Source organism: Propionicimonas sp. (assembly GCF_049840635.1).
Lineage (GTDB): Bacteria > Actinomycetota > Actinomycetes > Propionibacteriales > Propionibacteriaceae > Propionicimonas.
On the sequence record NZ_JASGKL010000005.1, the window covers coordinates 1,445,948 to 1,463,503 of the forward strand.

At 73.2% G+C, this 17,556-nt stretch carries 13 protein-coding genes; 8 read left to right on the top strand and 5 right to left on the bottom strand.

The genetic code is table 11. The annotated features are described in order from the left end of the window. Positions 1-28: 28 nt before the first annotated feature. Positions 29-1,366 carry a polysaccharide pyruvyl transferase family protein gene (locus tag QM779_RS12425; RefSeq protein WP_428535650.1) on the bottom strand — a complete coding sequence of 446 codons (1,338 nt, stop codon included), beginning with the start codon at positions 1,364-1,366 and terminating at the stop codon, positions 29-31. Positions 1,367-1,507: 141 nt separating this feature from the next. Then, a complete protein-coding gene (locus QM779_RS12430; RefSeq protein ID WP_428535652.1) occupies positions 1,508-2,344 on the bottom strand; it encodes a patatin-like phospholipase family protein in 837 nt (278 codons plus the stop codon). Between the two features lie 668 nt (positions 2,345-3,012). On the opposite strand from QM779_RS12430, the gene QM779_RS12435 reads away from it, so the two are divergent. The 4 genes from QM779_RS12435 (at position 3,013) to QM779_RS12450 (ending at position 10,097) form a co-directional block, all read left to right on the top strand. Beyond that, the gene (locus QM779_RS12435) at positions 3,013-3,636 is read left to right on the top strand and encodes a hypothetical protein (protein WP_428535654.1); all 624 of its coding nucleotides are present in this window, start codon (positions 3,013-3,015) and stop codon (positions 3,634-3,636) included. 100 nt (positions 3,637-3,736) lie between these two features. Continuing rightward, the gene (locus QM779_RS12440; RefSeq protein ID WP_428535656.1) at positions 3,737-6,226 is read left to right on the top strand and encodes a circularly permuted type 2 ATP-grasp protein; all 2,490 of its coding nucleotides are present in this window, start codon (positions 3,737-3,739) and stop codon (positions 6,224-6,226) included. Next, positions 6,226-7,125 (top strand): transglutaminase family protein, encoded by a 900-nt coding sequence (locus QM779_RS12445; protein WP_428535658.1) that lies wholly within the window; start codon positions 6,226-6,228, stop codon positions 7,123-7,125. Before QM779_RS12440 ends, QM779_RS12445 begins: the two co-directional genes overlap by 1 nt. Positions 7,126-7,904: 779 nt before the next feature. After that, on the top strand, positions 7,905-10,097 hold the full coding sequence (locus QM779_RS12450; RefSeq protein WP_428535660.1) for a glycosyl hydrolase family 65 protein: 2,193 nt from the start codon (positions 7,905-7,907) through the stop codon (positions 10,095-10,097). A 202-nt stretch (positions 10,098-10,299) separates the two neighbouring features. On the opposite strand, the gene QM779_RS12455 is transcribed toward QM779_RS12450, so the two are convergent. After that, positions 10,300-11,256 carry a hypothetical protein gene (locus tag QM779_RS12455; RefSeq protein WP_428535662.1) on the bottom strand — a complete coding sequence of 319 codons (957 nt, stop codon included), beginning with the start codon at positions 11,254-11,256 and terminating at the stop codon, positions 10,300-10,302. Between the two features lie 424 nt (positions 11,257-11,680). Further along, a complete protein-coding gene (locus QM779_RS12460) occupies positions 11,681-13,192 on the bottom strand; it encodes an Hsp70 family protein (RefSeq protein WP_428535664.1) in 1,512 nt (503 codons plus the stop codon). An 81-nt stretch (positions 13,193-13,273) separates the two neighbouring features. Between QM779_RS12460 and QM779_RS12465 the strand changes: the two genes are divergently transcribed. The 3 genes from QM779_RS12465 (at position 13,274) to QM779_RS12475 (ending at position 15,411) form a co-directional block, all read left to right on the top strand. Beyond that, the gene (locus tag QM779_RS12465) at positions 13,274-14,038 is read left to right on the top strand and encodes a VOC family protein (RefSeq protein WP_428535666.1); all 765 of its coding nucleotides are present in this window, start codon (positions 13,274-13,276) and stop codon (positions 14,036-14,038) included. 96 nt (positions 14,039-14,134) lie between these two features. Further along, positions 14,135-14,662: a DUF2199 domain-containing protein gene (locus QM779_RS12470; RefSeq protein WP_428535668.1), complete on the top strand. Its 528-nt coding sequence runs from the start codon at positions 14,135-14,137 to the stop codon at positions 14,660-14,662. Positions 14,663-14,706: 44 nt separating this feature from the next. Further along, positions 14,707-15,411, top strand: a complete 705-nt coding sequence (locus tag QM779_RS12475) for a DinB family protein (protein WP_428535670.1) — start codon at positions 14,707-14,709, stop codon at positions 15,409-15,411. A 127-nt stretch (positions 15,412-15,538) separates the two neighbouring features. Here QM779_RS12475 and QM779_RS12480 read toward each other — a convergent pair whose 3' ends face one another. Next, positions 15,539-16,537 carry a patatin-like phospholipase family protein gene (locus QM779_RS12480; RefSeq protein ID WP_428535672.1) on the bottom strand — a complete coding sequence of 333 codons (999 nt, stop codon included), beginning with the start codon at positions 16,535-16,537 and terminating at the stop codon, positions 15,539-15,541. 82 nt (positions 16,538-16,619) lie between these two features. Between QM779_RS12480 and QM779_RS12485 the strand changes: the two genes are divergently transcribed. After that, positions 16,620-17,549: a rhomboid family intramembrane serine protease gene (locus QM779_RS12485; RefSeq protein WP_428535674.1), complete on the top strand. Its 930-nt coding sequence runs from the start codon at positions 16,620-16,622 to the stop codon at positions 17,547-17,549. The last annotated feature ends 7 nt before the right edge of the window (positions 17,550-17,556 follow it).

A 17,556-nucleotide genomic window follows, 5' to 3' on the forward strand; every position in this document is an offset into this window, starting at 1 on the left:
GATTCGGTCGCGACGGCGGCCCCGCCGGTCAGGCGAGCCGCTGGCCCAGCCTGCGCAGGGTCCGGGAGAACGGCAACCGAGAGACCTGCGCCTCGAGCCGGGCGAGCCGGGCCTCCGCCGCTTCCGCACGAGCGCGGGTCGCCCGCAGTTCGTCCCGGAGGCGGACCATGCGCTCGGCCTCCCGGTCGCACTGCCGGGACGCGGCGAACGTGTTCAGCGCCAGCTCCCGCTCGTACGGGGTGAACGGGACGTAGCCGCGCTCGCCGGGCCTGCTGTCGATCGTCGCGCTGATCAGGGCGAGGTTGTCCAGGCAGGTCTGCCACAGCCGTTCCCGGACGTGGGCGAACTCGTCGCGGCGGGCGGCGAAGTCACCGAACCAGTCGTCGACCAGGTCGAGGACGCGTCCCGACCACCCCTGGCCGCGGGGGTCGACCGCGAGTTCCGGGTGTCCGATGTCGTCGGCGAACCAGCGCAGCTTGTCCCGCGCAGCTACCGAGATGATGCCGTTGCCCATCCCGAACGGGATCATCTGGCCGTGCCCGCGCATGCCGATGGTCAGCGGCAGCCGCCCGTAGTAGGCGAGGCCGTCGTGGATGTCGCGTTCGATGCCGTCGAGGGCGATCAGCCGCGCGGTGACGCCGTGGGCGGCGAGGAACTCGTGGAACCGCCGATCGCCCGGATGGTGCGAGATCACGTCGAGGGCGAACCCGCGTCGGCGCAGCTCGCGGGCGACCCTGAGGAGCTCGTCGAAGATGTCGTCCCCGTCGTAGCCCGCCAGCTCGTTGCGGGCCTCGAAGGTGACCTGGAAGCCCACCCTGCGCTCGGGCCGCAGGTCGGGCACGTGCAGGTCCGGCACGAGGTGGGACGCGACGGTGGTCGGGCACGGCTGGAACAGCAGCCGGTCGTGCAGGTCGGCGGGCAGGTAGTGGCGGACCCTCTCGATCGAGCCGTGGTTGCGGAGCCCGAAGAAGGCCGAACGGGCGACGGTCTCGGACAGGTGCGCGGTGAACACGGGATCGAACTCGGGCTCGCCCTCGAACCGGTTGTACCCGACCGCGAACACGACCAGCGGGACGGTGAGGGCCCGCAGCTGTTCGAGCGGCATCTTCCACTGCCAGCCCGACAGCCGGTTCTCGTTGGTGCTGCGCAGCATCAGCCCGCCGCCGCCGAGCACGACCGCGTCGTGGGCGGCGTTGATCTGGGCGACCAGCCCCGGGCTGACCCGGTGGCGAAGGTTCGCCGAACTGGTGACGAGGAAGCCGTGCCGGCCCGAATAGCCGTCGAACAGCAGCCTGACCAGCTCGAACAGGATGCTGTCGCCGTAGTTGCTCCGCGGCTTCAGGTCGAAGTGGAACAGCTGCTGCACGGGGTCCTCCGCTCGTGGCGTCCTCGCACACGCCTTCCGCGGATCCTCCCCCGTCCGGGTGAACCGCGTCCGCGCGCTGCGGAACGCGTCGGCCAACGCCGGATGAGGGGGTGGTGAACGCGGGCCGGCTCGGGTTCGCGTTCAGTCCCCGGCTGCCCACGCGGTGGCGACCTCGGCGGCGTGGCGCTCGCCGAGGCGACGGCCCTCGGCCAGGGCGGCCGAGGCGCGGTCGGGAGCCAGCACGTCGAACCCGATGGCGCGGCGGCCGTCGGCGTCCGGGGTGAGCAGGACGGTCTCGACGCCGGCGCGTCGCAGCTGGGCGGCCTGGTCGACAGGGCGGCGGTGGGCCCGGACGGAGCCCGTGAGCGGGGCGAGCGCGACAACGACGTCCGCCGAGCCCGCGACGTCGAGGTTCGCCGGGGAGCGCAGGCCGCCGTCGAGGAACAGGTGGCCGTCGATCCGGACGGCGGGCAGGACACCCGGCATCGCACAGCTCGCCGCGACGGCGGTGGCGAGATCGGCGGGCTGTCGGGAGCTGAGGAACGCCGGGCGTCCGGTCGCGGCGTCGGTGGCCACCACGACCAGGGGCGCGGGCCAGTCGCGTCCGGCCAGGTCGGCGGCGACCGTCCGCACCCACGCGTCCGAGCGCTCCGGCGTCCAGTCCCTCGCCGCGCGCCGGCCCAGCCAGGCGAGGGCGTGCCGGCGGCTGGGGTACACCTGCGCGGCCAGCAGGGCGGACGCCGCCCGCCAGCCGATCGAGCCGGCCCGTCCGGACCACGCGTGCAGCCGGGGCACCAGGTCGTCGATGCTCATCCCCGACGCGAGGTGGGCTCCGAGCAGCGCGCCGGCCGACGTCCCGACGACCAGGTCCGCGTCCAGCCGGACGCCCGCGTCCGCCAGCCCGGACAGCACGCCCACCTGCCACGCCAGCCCGGTGAGCCCTCCGCTGCCCAGCACCAGCGCCCGCCGACGTCCCATCCCCCGATTCTGCCGCGCCGCCGGCGCGGCACCCTGTCGTCCCGGCGGAACGCCGGGATGCGAGAACTCAGCCACTCCCACCAACACGGAGATCCCGGGTCAAGCCCGGGAAGACAGGAAAGGGCAGCGCCACCCACCCCACCCCCCGGTCATCCACGCCACCCCCCTGTCATCCCGGCGAAAGCCGGGATCTCACCGACGAACCCGACGGCACCAACCCAAAGATCCCGGGTCAAGCCCGGGATGACACGAAAGGGCAGCGCCACCCACCCCACCCCTGTCATCCCGGCGAAAGCCGGGATCTCACCGACGAACCCGACGGCACCAACCCAAAGATCCCGGGTCAAGCCCGGGATGACACGAAAGGGCAGCGCCACCCACCCCACCCCTGTCATCCCGGCGAAAGCCGGGATCTCGCCGACGAACCCGACGGCACCAACCCGGAGATCCCGGGTCAAGCCCGGGATGACACGAAAGGGCAGCGCCCCCCACCCCACCCCCCGACGACACCCACAACGAGGACCGGTGCCGGTGGTCGCGCGGCACGTTCGGAACCGTCCCCATCGTGCCGCCCTCCGGCTCAGGAATTCTTTCGTTCGCTTTCAGGGACGGGGCGGGACGCGGCGCGCGAGACTGTCCGGCACAGGCGACAGGAACGGTGGGCGGCGATGGTGCGAGTCCGGCTCGGCTGCGTCCTCGTGCTGGTCCTGCTCACCGGCTGCTCCCCTGCGTCGACGTGGACGCCGACACCGATCCGGGTGATCACCCCGACGCCCGTATCGGTCCCGGCCAGCGCCACTCCCTCGTCCAGCGGCTCGGCGACCAGCCTCTCCCTCCCTGACGCCGACGGCGCGATCGACGCCGACGCGTTCCCCACCGCCGACTTCGCCAGCCCGTCCGGACGGATCTGGTGCTCGGTCGGCGCCGACCACGCGCTGTGCCATTTCCCGTCCGGCATGTCGATGAAGGCGGTGCCCGCGTCCGCCACGGTCTGCCCCGGCGAGGACCTCGACGTCACCGGAGTCTCCATCGGCACGACGGCCGGGTACTTCTGCAGCGGGGGTGTGGAGGCGCTCCCGCAGACCACCGGCGAGAACGTCGGCTGGTGGAAGGGAACCGGCCTCCCGAAGGTCACCTACGACCACCAGTCCCTCGCCGTGCTTCCCTACGGGCGCAAGCTGGCCAGGGGTGACTACGTCTGCCTCAGCGAGAAGAGCGGCGTGACCTGCGCGAACACGGCCACGCGGAAGGGCTTCAGGGTTGCCCTGGCGGGGGTGACCCTGATCGGGTGAGCCCCGGACGGCCCGCTCGTTCGGGCCGCTCCGGGGCCTCATCCCGGGCTCGTCCCGAACAGCGGACGGGGCCGCACGGGGGCGTCGGTATCGTGTCGCCATGTCCGCGTCGGCGTCCGAGCTCCCCAGCCCCCTGCTCGACGCCTACCTGTCCCACCCCGCCCGCTCGCGCACCGACGAACTCGTGGACGGGGACGGCCCGCGCACCCACACCGAGGGCCTCGCTGCGACCATCGACGCGATGGGCCTGGCCGGGCTGCTCGCCGCCCGCGCCGAGGCCGCCGGGCTGGTGTCCGACGAGGGCATCACGTACGGCGCGGCCGACTCCGGCGTCCGCGAGCCCTGGTTGGTCGACCCGCTCCCGCTGCCGCTGGACGCCGCCGACTGGACGTCGCTGGAACGCGGCCTCACCCAGCGCGCCGTGCTGTTGGACGCGGTCCTCGCCGACCTGTACTCCGACCGGACCCTCCTTCGTGACCGGGTACTGCCGCCCGCCGCGATCCTCGCCCACCCGGGCTTCACGCGTCCGGCCGATCGCATCCCCGCGGCCAGCCGGCGCCAGCTCGTCCTCACCGCCACCGACCTCGGCAGGGACGCGTCCGGCACCTGGCGGGTGATCTCCGACCGCACCCAGGCCCCCGCCGGCGCCGGCTACGCGATGGCGACGCGGCGGATCGTCAGCCGCGTGCTGGCCGGGCTGCACCGCTCGAGCGACCTCGCCCGGCTGCGCGGCTTCTTCCACGCCATGACCGGCGCCCTGCTGGACGCCGCGCCCGGCGGTTCCGAGACGCCACGCGTCGTCCTGCTGTCGCCCGGCTCGGCCAGCGAGACCAGCTACGACCAGGGCTTCCTCGCCGCCATGCTCGGGTTCCCGCTCGCCGAGGCCGACGACCTCGTGGTCAGCAAGGGACGCGTCTGGCTGCGCGCCGGCGACAACCTCGACCCGGTCGACGTGATCCTGCGCAGGGTGGACGCGCTGCTGGCCGACCCGCTCGAGTTCCGCGGCAACTCCGAGGTCGGCCTGCCCGGCATGGTCGAGACCGCCCGCCGCGGGGCCGTCACCGTCGTGAACCCGGTCGGCGCCGGCGTCCTGGACAACCCCGCGCTGATCGCGCACCTGCGTCCGGTCGCCCACGCGCTGCTGGGCGAGGACCTGCTGCTGGACTCCCCGGCCACGTGGTGGTGCGGGCAGGAGGCCGAGCTCGGCCACGTCCTGGCCAACCTGGAGCGGCTGGTGGTCAAGCCGGTCGCCCGCACCGGCGGACCCGCCGTCCGCTACGGCTGGCTGCTCAGCGCCACCGAGCGGGACGACCTGGCCCGGCAGATCCGCGAGGAGCCGTGGGCGTGGTGCGGGCAGGAACCGATCGAGCTGTCCACGGCCCCGGTCGTCACGCCGACCGGGCTGGAGCCACGCCGGTTCGTGCTGCGCAGCTTCGGCGTGGCCTCCGGCGACGACTACGAGTTCCTGCCCGGCGGCCTCGGCCGGGTGGCCGCGAGTACCAGCGAACACACCGTCTCCAGCCTGGCCGGAACACTGGCGAAGGACGTCTGGGTGCCGGCGTCGGCCGTCGAGGGCGTGGAGCCCGAGCGCGTCCGGCCGCGCCTCACTCTCGCCAGGGAGTCGGCGGTCCCGCCCCGGGTCGCGCACACGCTGATGACGATCGGACGCTTCGCCGAGCGCGCGGAAGGGACGGCGCGGCTGGTCAAGGTGGCCGACGACCTCGCCGAGGACTTCAGCTCACGGCCCGGCACGTGGGGCTCGGCCGCGGCCGCCCGGCTCGTGGACGCGGTCGCCCGGATCACCCGGATCGAGCGCTGGTACGCGGAATCGTCGCTCGGCTACCTGACCCGGGTCGCCCTGGACCCGCGCGCCCGCGGCGGCGTCCACCACGCCGCGCGGCGGCTGACGTCGGAGGCGCAGGAGGTCCGCGACCTGATGAGCGTGGACATCTGGAGCGTGTTCAGCAGGCTGGAGCGGACGCTCGCGTCCCCGCCGGACGAGGACGACGCGCTGCAGCCGCTGCTCGCCGACGTGCTGGAGTCGCTGCTGGCCTACGCCGGGATCATGGCGCAGAGCATGGTCCGCGACTCGTCGTGGGCGTTCCTGGACGCGGGCAGCCGGCTGGAGCGGGCCCGGCACACGGTCTCGCTGCTCCGGCACACGATGCTGGAGCCGGCGCCCGGGCCGACCGCCGACCTGGTCGCGGACGCCGTGCTGCGCTCGGGGGAGAGCATCATCACGCATCGGCGGCGGGCCGCGTCCGGCACCGGCCCGGCGACCGCGGCGGAGTCCGTCCGACAGCTGCTCATCCACGACCCGGCCAACCCGCGCTCGGTCGCGTACTCGCTGGCCGCGCTGGCCGCCGACCTGCGGATGGTGGGGGACGAACGGCTCGCCGCCCAGGTGGACGCGATGCTCGCCGACATCGACGCGCTCGCCGCCGCGCCCCCCGACGACGCCGGCGAACGACTGCACCAGCTCGCCGGCGCGCTGGAGGGTCTGGGCGAACGGATCGCCGCGCGGCACTTCGTGCGCCAGGCCACCCGGCGGACCGCGGAGACCTGGTCGACCCCGAGGCAGGTGGGCTGATGGTCTACGGACGCCACCGCTACCGGGTACGGCACATCACCCGCTACACCTACGACGAGGTGCTGGAGGCCTGCTACAACCGCGGCGTCCTGCAGCTGCGGGAGACGCCCACGCAGCGGGTGGTCGCGTCCGAGGTGGTCGCGACGCCGCCGTCGGACCTGGTGGCCAGCCACCTCGACTACTTCGGGAACCACTCCGTCTACCTGGAGACCCGGGAGCCCACGCTGGAGCTGACGGTGGCGGCGACGAGCGTGGTCGACGTCGACTGGCCCGAGCCGAACCTGGCCGCACTGGACGGCTGGACGGTCGCCTCGGCCGCCACGGAGCTGGCCGCGTCCCTCGACGCCGTCGAGCTGGCCGAGTTCACGCTGCCGTCGCCGCTGGTCGGGATCGGGCCGAAAGTACGCGCGTACGCCGCGTCCGAACTGGTCGCGGACCGGCCGCTCGGACAGGCCGTGGACGCGCTCGTCCACCGCATCTTCGGCGACTTCGACTACCGGCAGGGCTCGACGTCGGTGCGGACGACGCTGGGCGAACTCCTCGACCTGCGCAAGGGCGTCTGCCAGGACTTCGCGCACCTGGCGGTCGGCTGCCTGCGCGCGGTGGGGCTGCCGGCGCGCTACGTGAGCGGCTACCTGGAGACGGTGCCCGCGGCGGGCAAGGAGAAGCTCCGGGGCGCCGACGCCACCCACGCGTGGGCGTCCGTGCTGACGCCGGGCGGGACGTGGCTCGACCTCGACCCGACGAACAACCACTTCGCCGACTCCCGCTACATCGTCACCGCCTGGGGCAGGGACTTCTCGGACGTGTCGCCGCTGCGCGGCGTGGTGTTCACCGAGGCCGGCACCTCCGACCTCGCCGTCGAGGTGGACGTCGACCCGCTCCCCCTCGACGCCTGAGTCCGCCCCAACCCCGCCCACCACTGTCATCCCGGGCTCGACCCGGGATCTCCACCCGACACCGACCGCACCGTCCCACCCACCCATCACCGTCATCCCGGGCTTGACCCGGGATCTCCGTGTCCGTGCCCGACGGCCTCGTCCCCGAGATCCCGGCTTTCGCCGGGATGACAGAAGTAGGGCGGGCACTGTCCGCTGCTTGAGTCATCCCGGGCTTGACCCGGCATCTCCACCCGACACCGACCGCACCGTCCCACCACACCCCACCGTCATCCCGGGCTTGACCCGGGATCTCCGTGTCAGCGCCCGACGGCCTCGTCCCCGAGATCCCGGCTTTCGCCGGGATGACAGAAGTAGGGCGGGCACTGTCCGCTGCTTGAGTCATCCCGGGCTTGACCCGGGACCTCTGCCCGACACCGACCGCACCGTCCCACCACACCCCACCGTCATCCCGGGCTTGACCCGGGATCTCCATGTCCGTGCCCGACGGCCTCGTCCCCGAGATCCCGGCTTTCGCCGGGATGACAGAAGTAGGGCGGGCACCGTCCGCTGCTTGAGTCATCCCGGGCTTGACCCGGGATCTCCACCCGACACCGACCGCACCGTCCGACCCATCCCCCCTGCTGGACCGGACTGGACGGTCTGTCGTGCGGGCTCGCCTCACCGGCAGGTGGGTATCGCTACCACGGCGCGTCCTGCTCGGGACGGTTGCCGCCTACTGTTGGGATGGAGGCGACGGCCGGTGAACCCCGCACCGGCCCGTGTGCGAGGAGCGCGCCATGACCGGAGCCGGAACCCCGATCGCAGACCAGGCCGCCGCCGGCTGGGTGGTCGGCACGAACGGGTTCGACCCCGGCCGGATGGGGCACCGCGAAACGGTCTTCACCATCGGCAACGGCAACCTCAGCCTCCGCGGCACGCTCGAGGAGGGCCACCCGCAGGAGAATCCCGGCTCGTTCATGCACCGGGTCTGGGACGACATGGACGTCCACGCCACCGAACTGGCCAACCTGCCTCGCTGGTGGGGCCTCGACCTGTGGCTGGACGACCGCCGCGTCCGCCACGAGGACGCCACCGGCGGCTGGCGGACGCTCGACCTGCGCACCGGCCTCCTCAGCCGCGCGTTCGACTGGCCGGTCGCGCCCGGCGTGGACCTCCTGGTCCGGCACGAACGGTTCATCAGCCTCGTCGAGCCGTACGGCGCGATGCTCCGCACCACCGTCGAGCTCTCCGCGGGGGTGGCCGACCTCCGCCTGCGGGTGAGCGCGAGCGCCCACGTCGAGAACACCGGACGCCTGCACTGGCGGGTGGTCGGCCAGTCTGCGGGCGAGGACGGGCTCACGCTCGTCACCGTCACCAGGGCCACCGGCGTCCCGCTCGGGGTCGTCGTGCGCCCGCGACTCTCCGCTCCCGCGGAGCTGACCGCGGGGGACGCGGACGGCCAGCCGGCGCTGGACTACCGGCTGACGCTGCGGGCCGGCGAGCAGGTCGAGATCGTCCGCAGCGTCGGGATCGTCCCCGCGCTCGACACCGAACTCCCGCTCAACGCGGCGCGCGACGTGGCCGACCGCCTGGACGCGCTCGGCTGGCCGGCGGCGCTGGCCGCGTCCGGCGAGGCGTGGTCGCAGGTCTGGGCGGACTGTGACGTGGAGATCGACGGCGACCCGGAGGCGCAACTCTCCGTCCGCTACAACCTGTTCCAGCTCAATGCTGCCGCGCCGCGCTTCACCGAGGACGCCAGCATCGGGGCGAAGACGCTCTCCGGCTACGGCTACCGGCACCACGTCTTCTGGGACACCGAGTCGTTCATGCTTCCGGTGTTCACGTTCACCCAGCCCGACGTCGCGAGGAACATGCTCGCCTACCGGTGCCGGCGGCTGGCCGGCGCGAGGGCGAAGGCGGCGGCGGCCGGGCGCAGCGGGGCCCAGTTCCCGTGGGAGAGCGCAGGCTCCGGCGCCGAGGTCACGCCGCCGTGGATCGAGTCGGTCGCTGCCGGAGGCGCGCGGATGCGGGTCTGGTCGGGGGACCTCGAGGTGCACATCACCGCCGACATCGCCCTGGCCATCGTCCAGTACTGGACGGTGACCGGCGACGACGCGTTCGTCCGCGAACAGGGCGCGGAGGTCGTCCTCGACGGCGCGCGCTTCTGGGCGTCCCTGGCCCGACCGGACGCGGACGGCACCTACCACCTCCGCGACGTCGTCGGGCCGGACGAGTATCACGAGCACGTGGACGACAACGCCTACACCAACCTGCTGGCGGCCTGGCACCTGCGCACGGCGGAGGCGGTGCTCGCCTGGCTGGAACGCACCGCGCCCGGCCAGGCGGCGCGGCTGGCCACCGAACTCGCGATCGGGCCCGCCGAGCGCGAGCAATGGGCACGGGTGGCCGACCACCTGGCGGCGCCCCGCGTCCGGGACGGCGTGCTGGAGCAGTTCGCCGGCTACTTCGACCTCGACGACGTCGACTACGCCAAGCTGCGCAGCCCTTCGCGCCAGCTGTCCATGCAGGTGCTGCACGGCCCCGAGGGCGTCCAGCGGACGCGAACGGTCAAGCAGCCCGACGTGCTGATGCTGGCGTTCCAGCTACCGAACCTGTTCGACGGCGAGTCGCTGTCGGCCAACTACCACTACTACGACCCGCGCACCGACCACGAGCAGGGGTCGAGCCTCGGCCCCGCGGTGAGCAGCGTGATCGCGACCAGGGCCGGCGACCCCGCCGCCGCGTACGCCCACTTCCTCCGCGCGGCGCGGGCGGACCTCGACGACGTCCGCGGCAACGCGTCCGACGGGATCCACGGCGCCTCCGCCGGCGGCCTGTGGCAGGCGGTGGTGCTCGGCTTCGCCGGCCTGCGCGTCACCGAGGACGGCTGGACGGTCGAGCCGCGCCTCCCCGACACCTGGCGGCGGCTCCGCTTCGCCTTCCGCCACCGCGGCGTCCGCCAGGTCGTCGAGCTGCTGAATGACCACTGAGTCGGCCACCGCGCGCTGAGGCACCCGTCCCCCGCGACACCGCGAGGTTTCCCGGCTTATCAGGGCTGCCTCGCCGCGGCTCGTTCGTGACCGCGAGGTTTCCCGGCTTATCACGCGCCACGAACCGTGCATTAGCCGGGCAACCTCGCGGTCGGCACCGCAGGTCGACCTGACCAGGCCCATAACCCGGGCAACCTCGCGGTCACAGCCCCATCCGCCTGGCCACGCGCGCGACGACCTCGCCCGGGCGGACGTAGATCTCCTTCGCCAGCCAGCGGACCACCCCGAAGTCGAGGTCGAGGAACAGCTGCTCGCGCACCTTCTCCTCCAGATAGGCCGCGCTGCCCTCTGCGTACTTCACCGCTCCGTCGCACTCGCCGATCAGCCGGTGCTCATCCCAGTAGAAGTCGGGGAAACGCAGCCCCGCCGGAGTCCTCAGTGCAGCCTGGCAGACCGGGACGGGAAGCCCTGCGAGCCGGAAGTGCCCGGCGGACAGCGACTCTGCCGGTGACTCCCGGCACGGCTCCGCGACGGCGATGGCCGGCAACAGGCCGGTGCGGTGGGCCGCCCGCGCCGCGTCGGCGACCACCTCCCTCGCCGCGCCCACCAGCCGCGGGTTCGTGAAGTCCCGCCGGCGCGGGGTGGGGACGAGGCGCGCGCACAGCTGCCTGGTGACCGCATCCAGGATCACCAGCGCCTCGGGCAGCGGGAGACCTGCGGCGAGGTCGACCGCCGTCCTGGCCAGGCTGGTCACGCGGTAGCCCGCGGCGTCCCTCTCCACGTCGCACGTCCGGAGCCGGAGGGCGTGGTACTCCGCGGCCGTGGTCCGGGTCCGGTACCCGCTGTCGGCCGGGAGCGCCACGGCGACAGGGCGGACGTGCCACGGCCGGAGGTCGGGGGACGGCAACCCCCAGGCGACGGCAGCGCTCTGGCGGCAGAGCACCGCGTCCGCGCAGGCGGCCACTTCGGCCCGGGCCAGGAGCAGGTGCTGCTCCGCCGGATCGTCCGGCCACGCGCCTGCCGCCACGTACACGCCCCTGCGCAACCGCAGCAGGGCACCGCGGCGAAGCTGGGTCGAGACCATCTCGTCGCTCACCCTGCCCAAATCGGTCCGGGACGTCGGCTGCAGAGGGAGCGGCCAGGGTTCAGGAGTGCGCATGGCCGTCCAGCCTGCCTCGCGATTGGCCGTTCGGGAAGCCCCGGCCTCCCCGCCTGTGGACGACGCTCCCGACTGGGCCAGAACTGTGGAAAACCTTTGTCGGGCGCGCCCCGGAGGTCGCGGAGTCAGCCGTGCAAGGGCCGGACGCGCGGCGCCACCCCACCCGTCATCCCCGCTGAAAGCCGGGTCTCACCGTCCCGAGCCGTCGGCATCCACACGCAGATCCCCGGTCAAGCCCGGGACGACAAGACGAGAGGACGACCCGCTCCTCACCGTCCCGAGCCGTCGGCACCCACACGCAGATCCCCGGTCAAGCCCGGGACGACAAGACGAGAGGACGACCCGCTCCTCACCGTCCCGCGCCGTCGGCACCCACACGCAGATCCCGGGTCGAGCCCGGGGTGACAGGCGAGCGGAAGGCGCGCTACTCGCCCCGGCCCAGGCCGTAGACCTGGCTGTAGCCGGTGTCGAGGTCGGAGATGCGGACGCTGACGATGCCGTTCGGGTCGACCCGGTAGGACTCCTCGACCAGCGGGCCGTGGTCCCAGCGCTCCACCGGCACGGCGTCGAGGACGTAGCGTCCCTGCAACGCCGGGTCGAACGGGAACCGCACCTCTGCGAACGGCGCGAGGTCGCCGCGCGGCTCGCCGTCGGGCGTGAGGTCGGCGTACTCGACGAAGCGGTACCAGCCCACGTTGTGCGCGGCCCGGTAGCGCCTCGTGACGCTGAGCTCGCCGTGGGTGGGCAGCGCGGTGTTGCGGTCGACCAGCTGGTCGAGGCGGACGCCGCGTCCCCCCGCGCGTTCGCGGAACACCCCGAACCCCCGCCAGAGCCGGTCGGTCAGCGCGTAGCCGGACGCGGGGTCGGCGGCGATCGCCAACCCGATCGCCGTGGACGCCGCCGGGTACGGCGAGCGATGGACGCGGCGGCCGAACCGCTCCCGCAGCAGCCGGGGCACCAGCGGCAGCCCGCTGCCCCCGCCGACCAGGTAGATGCCGGCCACCTGGCCGCCGATCGTCTCCACCTCGTCGTCCAGCGCCCCGACCAGCGGCGCCATCGCCTCCAGGCTCGCGTTCACCAGCCCGGACGCCGCGGCGTAGAAGTCCTCCACGGCGACGGTCACCGGCTCGCCCGCCACCTCGACCGTGATCCGCTTCGCCTGCGGGGTGAGCCGTTCCTTGGCCTCGCGGCACTCGTCCCGCACGCGCTGCCGGCCCACCTCGTCGAGCGCGGGGCGGCCGGCCGCGTCCAGCGCCAGTTCGGCCAGCACCTGGTCGAAGTCGTCGCCGCCGAGCCGGTTCACCCCGACCGAGCCGATCACGTCGTGGCGCACGCCCGCGACCTCGACCAGCGACGCGTCGAACGTGCCGCCGCCCAGGTCGTAGACCAGCACCTGGTTGCGCTTCGAGTTCAGCGTCCGTCCCTGCCGGTGGGTGTACTCGAACCCGGCCGCGGACGGCTCGTTCACCAGTCCGGCCACCTCGAACCCCGCCCTGCGGAACGCCTCCAGGGTGAGGAACCGCTGCGCCCCGTGCGCGTGCGCGGGCACCGACACCACGGTCGGGCACTCCCCGGCCGCGCGGAACTCCGCCCCGATGTTGGACGCATCGCCCAGCGCCGCACGGAGGGCGCCGAGGAAGCCGGTCAGGACGTCGAGCAGCCCGAACGTGGCGCCACCGATCCCGACCGGGGTGTCGGCCGCGACCTCCGGAGCGCCGAGGAGGCGCTTCACCGAGCGCAGGGACGGGGCGCCCTCCCTGGCGGCGGCGAGCGCGTCGAACCCGTACAGCAGCGTCGTCCCCCGCAGCGCGACGACGGACGGGAAGAACTCGTGCAGATCACCGGACGCGTCCTCGAACGCGACCACGGGGTAGTTGCCGCGGTCCGCCACGGCGACGATCGTGCGGGTGGTTCCGAAGTCGACGCCCAGCTTCATGCCAGCCAACCTAACCCGGACGCCGACCCGACCTCCACCCGGACCCTCGACGCGGACACCACCTCCGCCTATGGTCGGGGCATGCCCGTACGCACCGAACACTGGCCCGCCGGAACCCCCTGCTGGGTCGACCTGGTCGTCACCGACCCCGAGCGCTCGCACCGCTTCTACGGCGGGGCGCTGGGGTGGACGTTCACCGAACCGGCGCCGGAGTTCGGCGGCTACCACAGCGCCCTCGCCGGCGGCGTCCGGGTCGCGGGGCTCTCGCTGCCGCAGCCCGGATGGACGGACGCCCCGCGCTGGGGCGTCTACCTCGCCACCGATGACGTCGACGCCACCAGCGCTGCTGTCACCGCCGCCGGAGGGAGCGCCGTCGGCGGTACGGCCCGGGTCGGCGACCTCGGCCGGATGGCCCATTGCCAGGACCCGACCGGCGCCGCCTTCAGCGCCTGGGAGGCCGGCACCCACCCCGGGTTCGAGCTCGTCGACGAGCCCGGCGCCCCGCTGTGGATGGACTTGATGACGACCGACCTCGACGCCGCCCAGCGGTTCTACGCGGACGTGTTCGGCCTCAGCTACACCGACGCCTCCTCCGACGCGATGCGGTACTCGATGTTCAACACCCCGGGCGGAACGCGTCCGGCCGGGGGCATCGGGCAGCTGGACGCGAGCCCGTCCACCTGGACCGTCTGCTTCCAGGTGGCGGACGTCGACGAGCTCGTCCCGCGCATCCCCGACCTCGGCGGCCGGGTCGTCGACGAACCGTTCGACTTCACCTGGGGCCGGCTGGCCGGCGTCCTCGGGCCGGACGGCGAGAGGTTGTACCTGCTCACGCCGGGCGGCTGACCCCACACGCCGGCCCGCCGAACCCCACCGACCCCCACAGGGAGCAATTCGGGCCTTTCCCCACGCGTCCCCGCCGCCGGGTGGAGGATTGTCGCCATGGTCCCGGTGCTGAGTGGGTCGAACCGGCCCTGCGCCGTCTGCCGCCGGGTCCACCGCGACCTCACCCGCGTGCTCGGCACGTCGGCGCCGGACGACTGGCTGGCCGTCAGCGCGGGCGAGCGGATGGAGGCCGAGCTCACCCCTGACGTGTGCATCCTCCCCGACCACGGCACGACGAGGCACTTCATCCGCGGGCACATCCAGCTCCCGGTCGTGGACCCCGACCCGGACGTGTTCGTGTGGTCGGTGTGGACCGAGGTCGACGAGTCCTCGATGGAGTGCATCGCGCGGAACTGGAGCGACCCGAACCGGGCGGCGAGCGCTCCGCTCTCGGGCCGGCTGGCCACCGAACTGCCCTACGAGCAGCCCACCCGCGGGCTCCAGCTCACGATCTACACCCGCGACCCGGGGATGGCGCCGCTGCTGATGGTGTCGTCGGGATCGCAGCACCCGCTGGCCGCCGAGCAGCGGGACGGGATCGCCCTGCACCGCGTCGCGGAGTTCGCCGAGCTCCTCGCGCGTTGAGTGGGTATGGGACACTTCTCGCCACCAACCCACGGAGAGCCCGGATGAGCGACCTTTTCGGCATCTTCAACCCCGGCTACCGGCACGCGCGGGAGTACCTCGACGTGGAGAAGATGCTGGTCGTCGACTCCGAGCAGGGCGGGACGGGACCGGAGCCGCTCGACCTCGATGCGGGCACGGTGGTGCTGCGGATGCCCGGCCCCGCCTATCCTGAGCCGATGCAGACACCCGCCGTCCCCGAGCCCGACGACAAGGACTGGACGTTCGTGCTGGAACGTCCCTGCGCAGAGTGCGGCTTCCTCGCCGCCGACGTGGACGCGCACGAGCTGCCCGGCCTCGTCCTGGCGGCCACCGCGCCGTGGCAGGACGTGCTGGCGCGCGAGGGCGTGCGGCAACGCCCGGACCCGCTGGTGTGGTCGCCGCTGGAGTACGGCTGCCACGTCCGCGACGTGCTGCGGATCTTCACCGAGCGCAACCGGCTGATCCGCACCGAGGACGACCCGCGGTTCGCGAACTGGGACCAGGACGCGACCGCGCTCGAGGACCGCTACTGGGAGCAGGACCCGGCCACCGTCGCGTCCGAGCTCGCCGCAGCGGCGGACGCGAACGCCGCCGCCTGGACCGACGTCGCCGAGGAGGAGTGGTCGCGTCCCGGCACCCGCAGCAACGGCTCGGTCTTCACGCTCGACACCCTGGGCCGCTACATGCTCCACGACCTCGTCCACCACCTCCACGACGTCGACGCCTGACCGGAGATTCCGGGTCAAGCCCGGGATGACGGAAGGATGGAGCACAACCCCACCACTGTCATCCCGGGCTTGACCCGGGATCCCGCGCCTGCCGCAGGCACGCAACCTGAGGGCACCGGCGGACGGCTCAGGGTGATTCGGGCTCCGGCGCGAGCGGCGCCGGCTCCTCGGCGAAGGCGTCGTCGAGGGCGGACGCGGCGAGAGTCCGACCGAGGTCGATCAGCTCCTGGGCGCGGTGGAAATCCATCGTCCTCGCCGCATCGCCGGGGACGGTGACGAGGACGTCGGGCGGCAGCGTGGCCAGCCGGAAGCGGGTGATCAGGGCGCTCATCGTGTCCAGCGACATCGAGGTGACGTCGGTGATCCCCAGACCGGCGGGCGGCGGCTCGTAGGCCGGTGCGACGGGCTCGATCGCCGCCGCGTCCTCGTGGGTGCGCGAGAACCGGGCCAGGAAGGACGCCACCACGTCGTTCTCCCAGATCCCCGCCGCCCCCTTCAGGAACCGGTCCAGCCACTCGTTCGGCGGACGCGGCGCCGAGGTCTCCTTCGCCGGGCCCCAGGAGGTGCCGCGCGTCTTCTCCCCGCTCAGCGACACCGCGAGCGTGAAGTCCGCGTCCACCCCGATCACCGGGTCCATGGGGACGGGGTTGAGCACGCCGCCGTCCACCAGCAGGCGGCCGTTGACCATGATCGGGGTGATCACGCCGGGCATCGCCACGGACGCCCGAATCGCGACGTCGACCGGGCCGGACGCGAACCACACCTCGCGTCGCGCGCCGATGTCCGTGGCGACCGCCGTGTACGGGATCGGCAGGTCCTCGATCAGCGCCCCGTCGAGCATCTCGCTCATCCGGGACAGCACCCGTTCGAGCCGGATCGCGCCGGCGCCGGCCAGGGTCGGGTCGAGCAGCCGGATCACGTCCCGCTGCGAGAGCGTGGTGACCCACTCGGTGTAGTCCGCGAGCTTGCCCGCCGCGTGCAGGCCGCCGACCAGGGCGCCCATGGACGTGCCGGCGACCGCCACCACCTCGTACCCGCGCTCGGCCAGCACGTCCAGCACGCCGATGTGCGCGTACCCTCGCGCGCCGCCCGAACCGAGGACCAGTGCCACCCGCTTGCCCGTCATGTCCCCATTATCGGCAACCGCGTCACCGTGCGCCGTGCCCGGTGGTGCCCGCGGGTAGATTGCAGCGCATGAGGGATCCCGCATGAGTGCACCGCAGCAGCCGGTGGCCTACGGCTGCTACCGACACCCGGACCGTCCCACCTACATCCGGTGCCAGCGGTGCGGACGCCCCATCTGCGGCGACTGCATGATCTCCGCGGCCGTGGGCTTCCAGTGCCCCGAGTGCGTGGCGGCGGGTGCGAGGGACACCCGGCAGAACGAGGGCTCCTACGGCGGCCTCCGCTCCACGAACCCCGCCGCGACGACCATCACGCTGATCGCGATCAACGCCGCCATCTGGGTGGCGATCCTGCTCACCGGCGGATCGGGCAGCAAGCTGGGCGACCAGCTCGCCCTGCTCCCGTCCGGACGCTGCAACTCGCTCGGCCAGCCGGGCTCCTACTACCCGAACGCCACCCAGTCGGTGTGCACGATGCTCAGCGACGGCAGCTGGCAGCCCGGGGTCGCGCAGGGCGACTGGTGGCAGCTGCTGACCAGCGCCTTCACCCACGTCGAACCCCTGCACATCGGCTTCAACATGCTCGCGCTGTGGTTCCTCGGCCCCACCCTGGAGCGGGCGCTCGGGCGCGCGCGGTTCCTCGCGGTCTACCTGCTGGCCGCGCTGGCCGGCTCCACCGCGGTGCTGTGGCTGTCCGACCCCCAGTCGCAGACGCTCGGCGCGTCCGGGGCGATCTTCGGGCTGCTCGGCGCGCTGCTGGTGATCGCGCACAAGGTGCACGGCGACGTCCGCAACATCCTGGTCTGGCTGGGCATCAACATCGCGTTCACCTTCATGGGCAACGGCATCTCGTGGCAGGGCCACATCGGCGGCCTGATCGGCGGCGCGCTGGCCGCGGCGATCATCGTGTACGCGCCCCGCAAGGACCGGACGCGGACGCAGTGGCTCGGTCTGGCCGGCGTCCTGGTCGTGCTCCTGGTGCTGATCGCCGTCCGGGTCGCGCAGCTCGGCTGACCGCGTC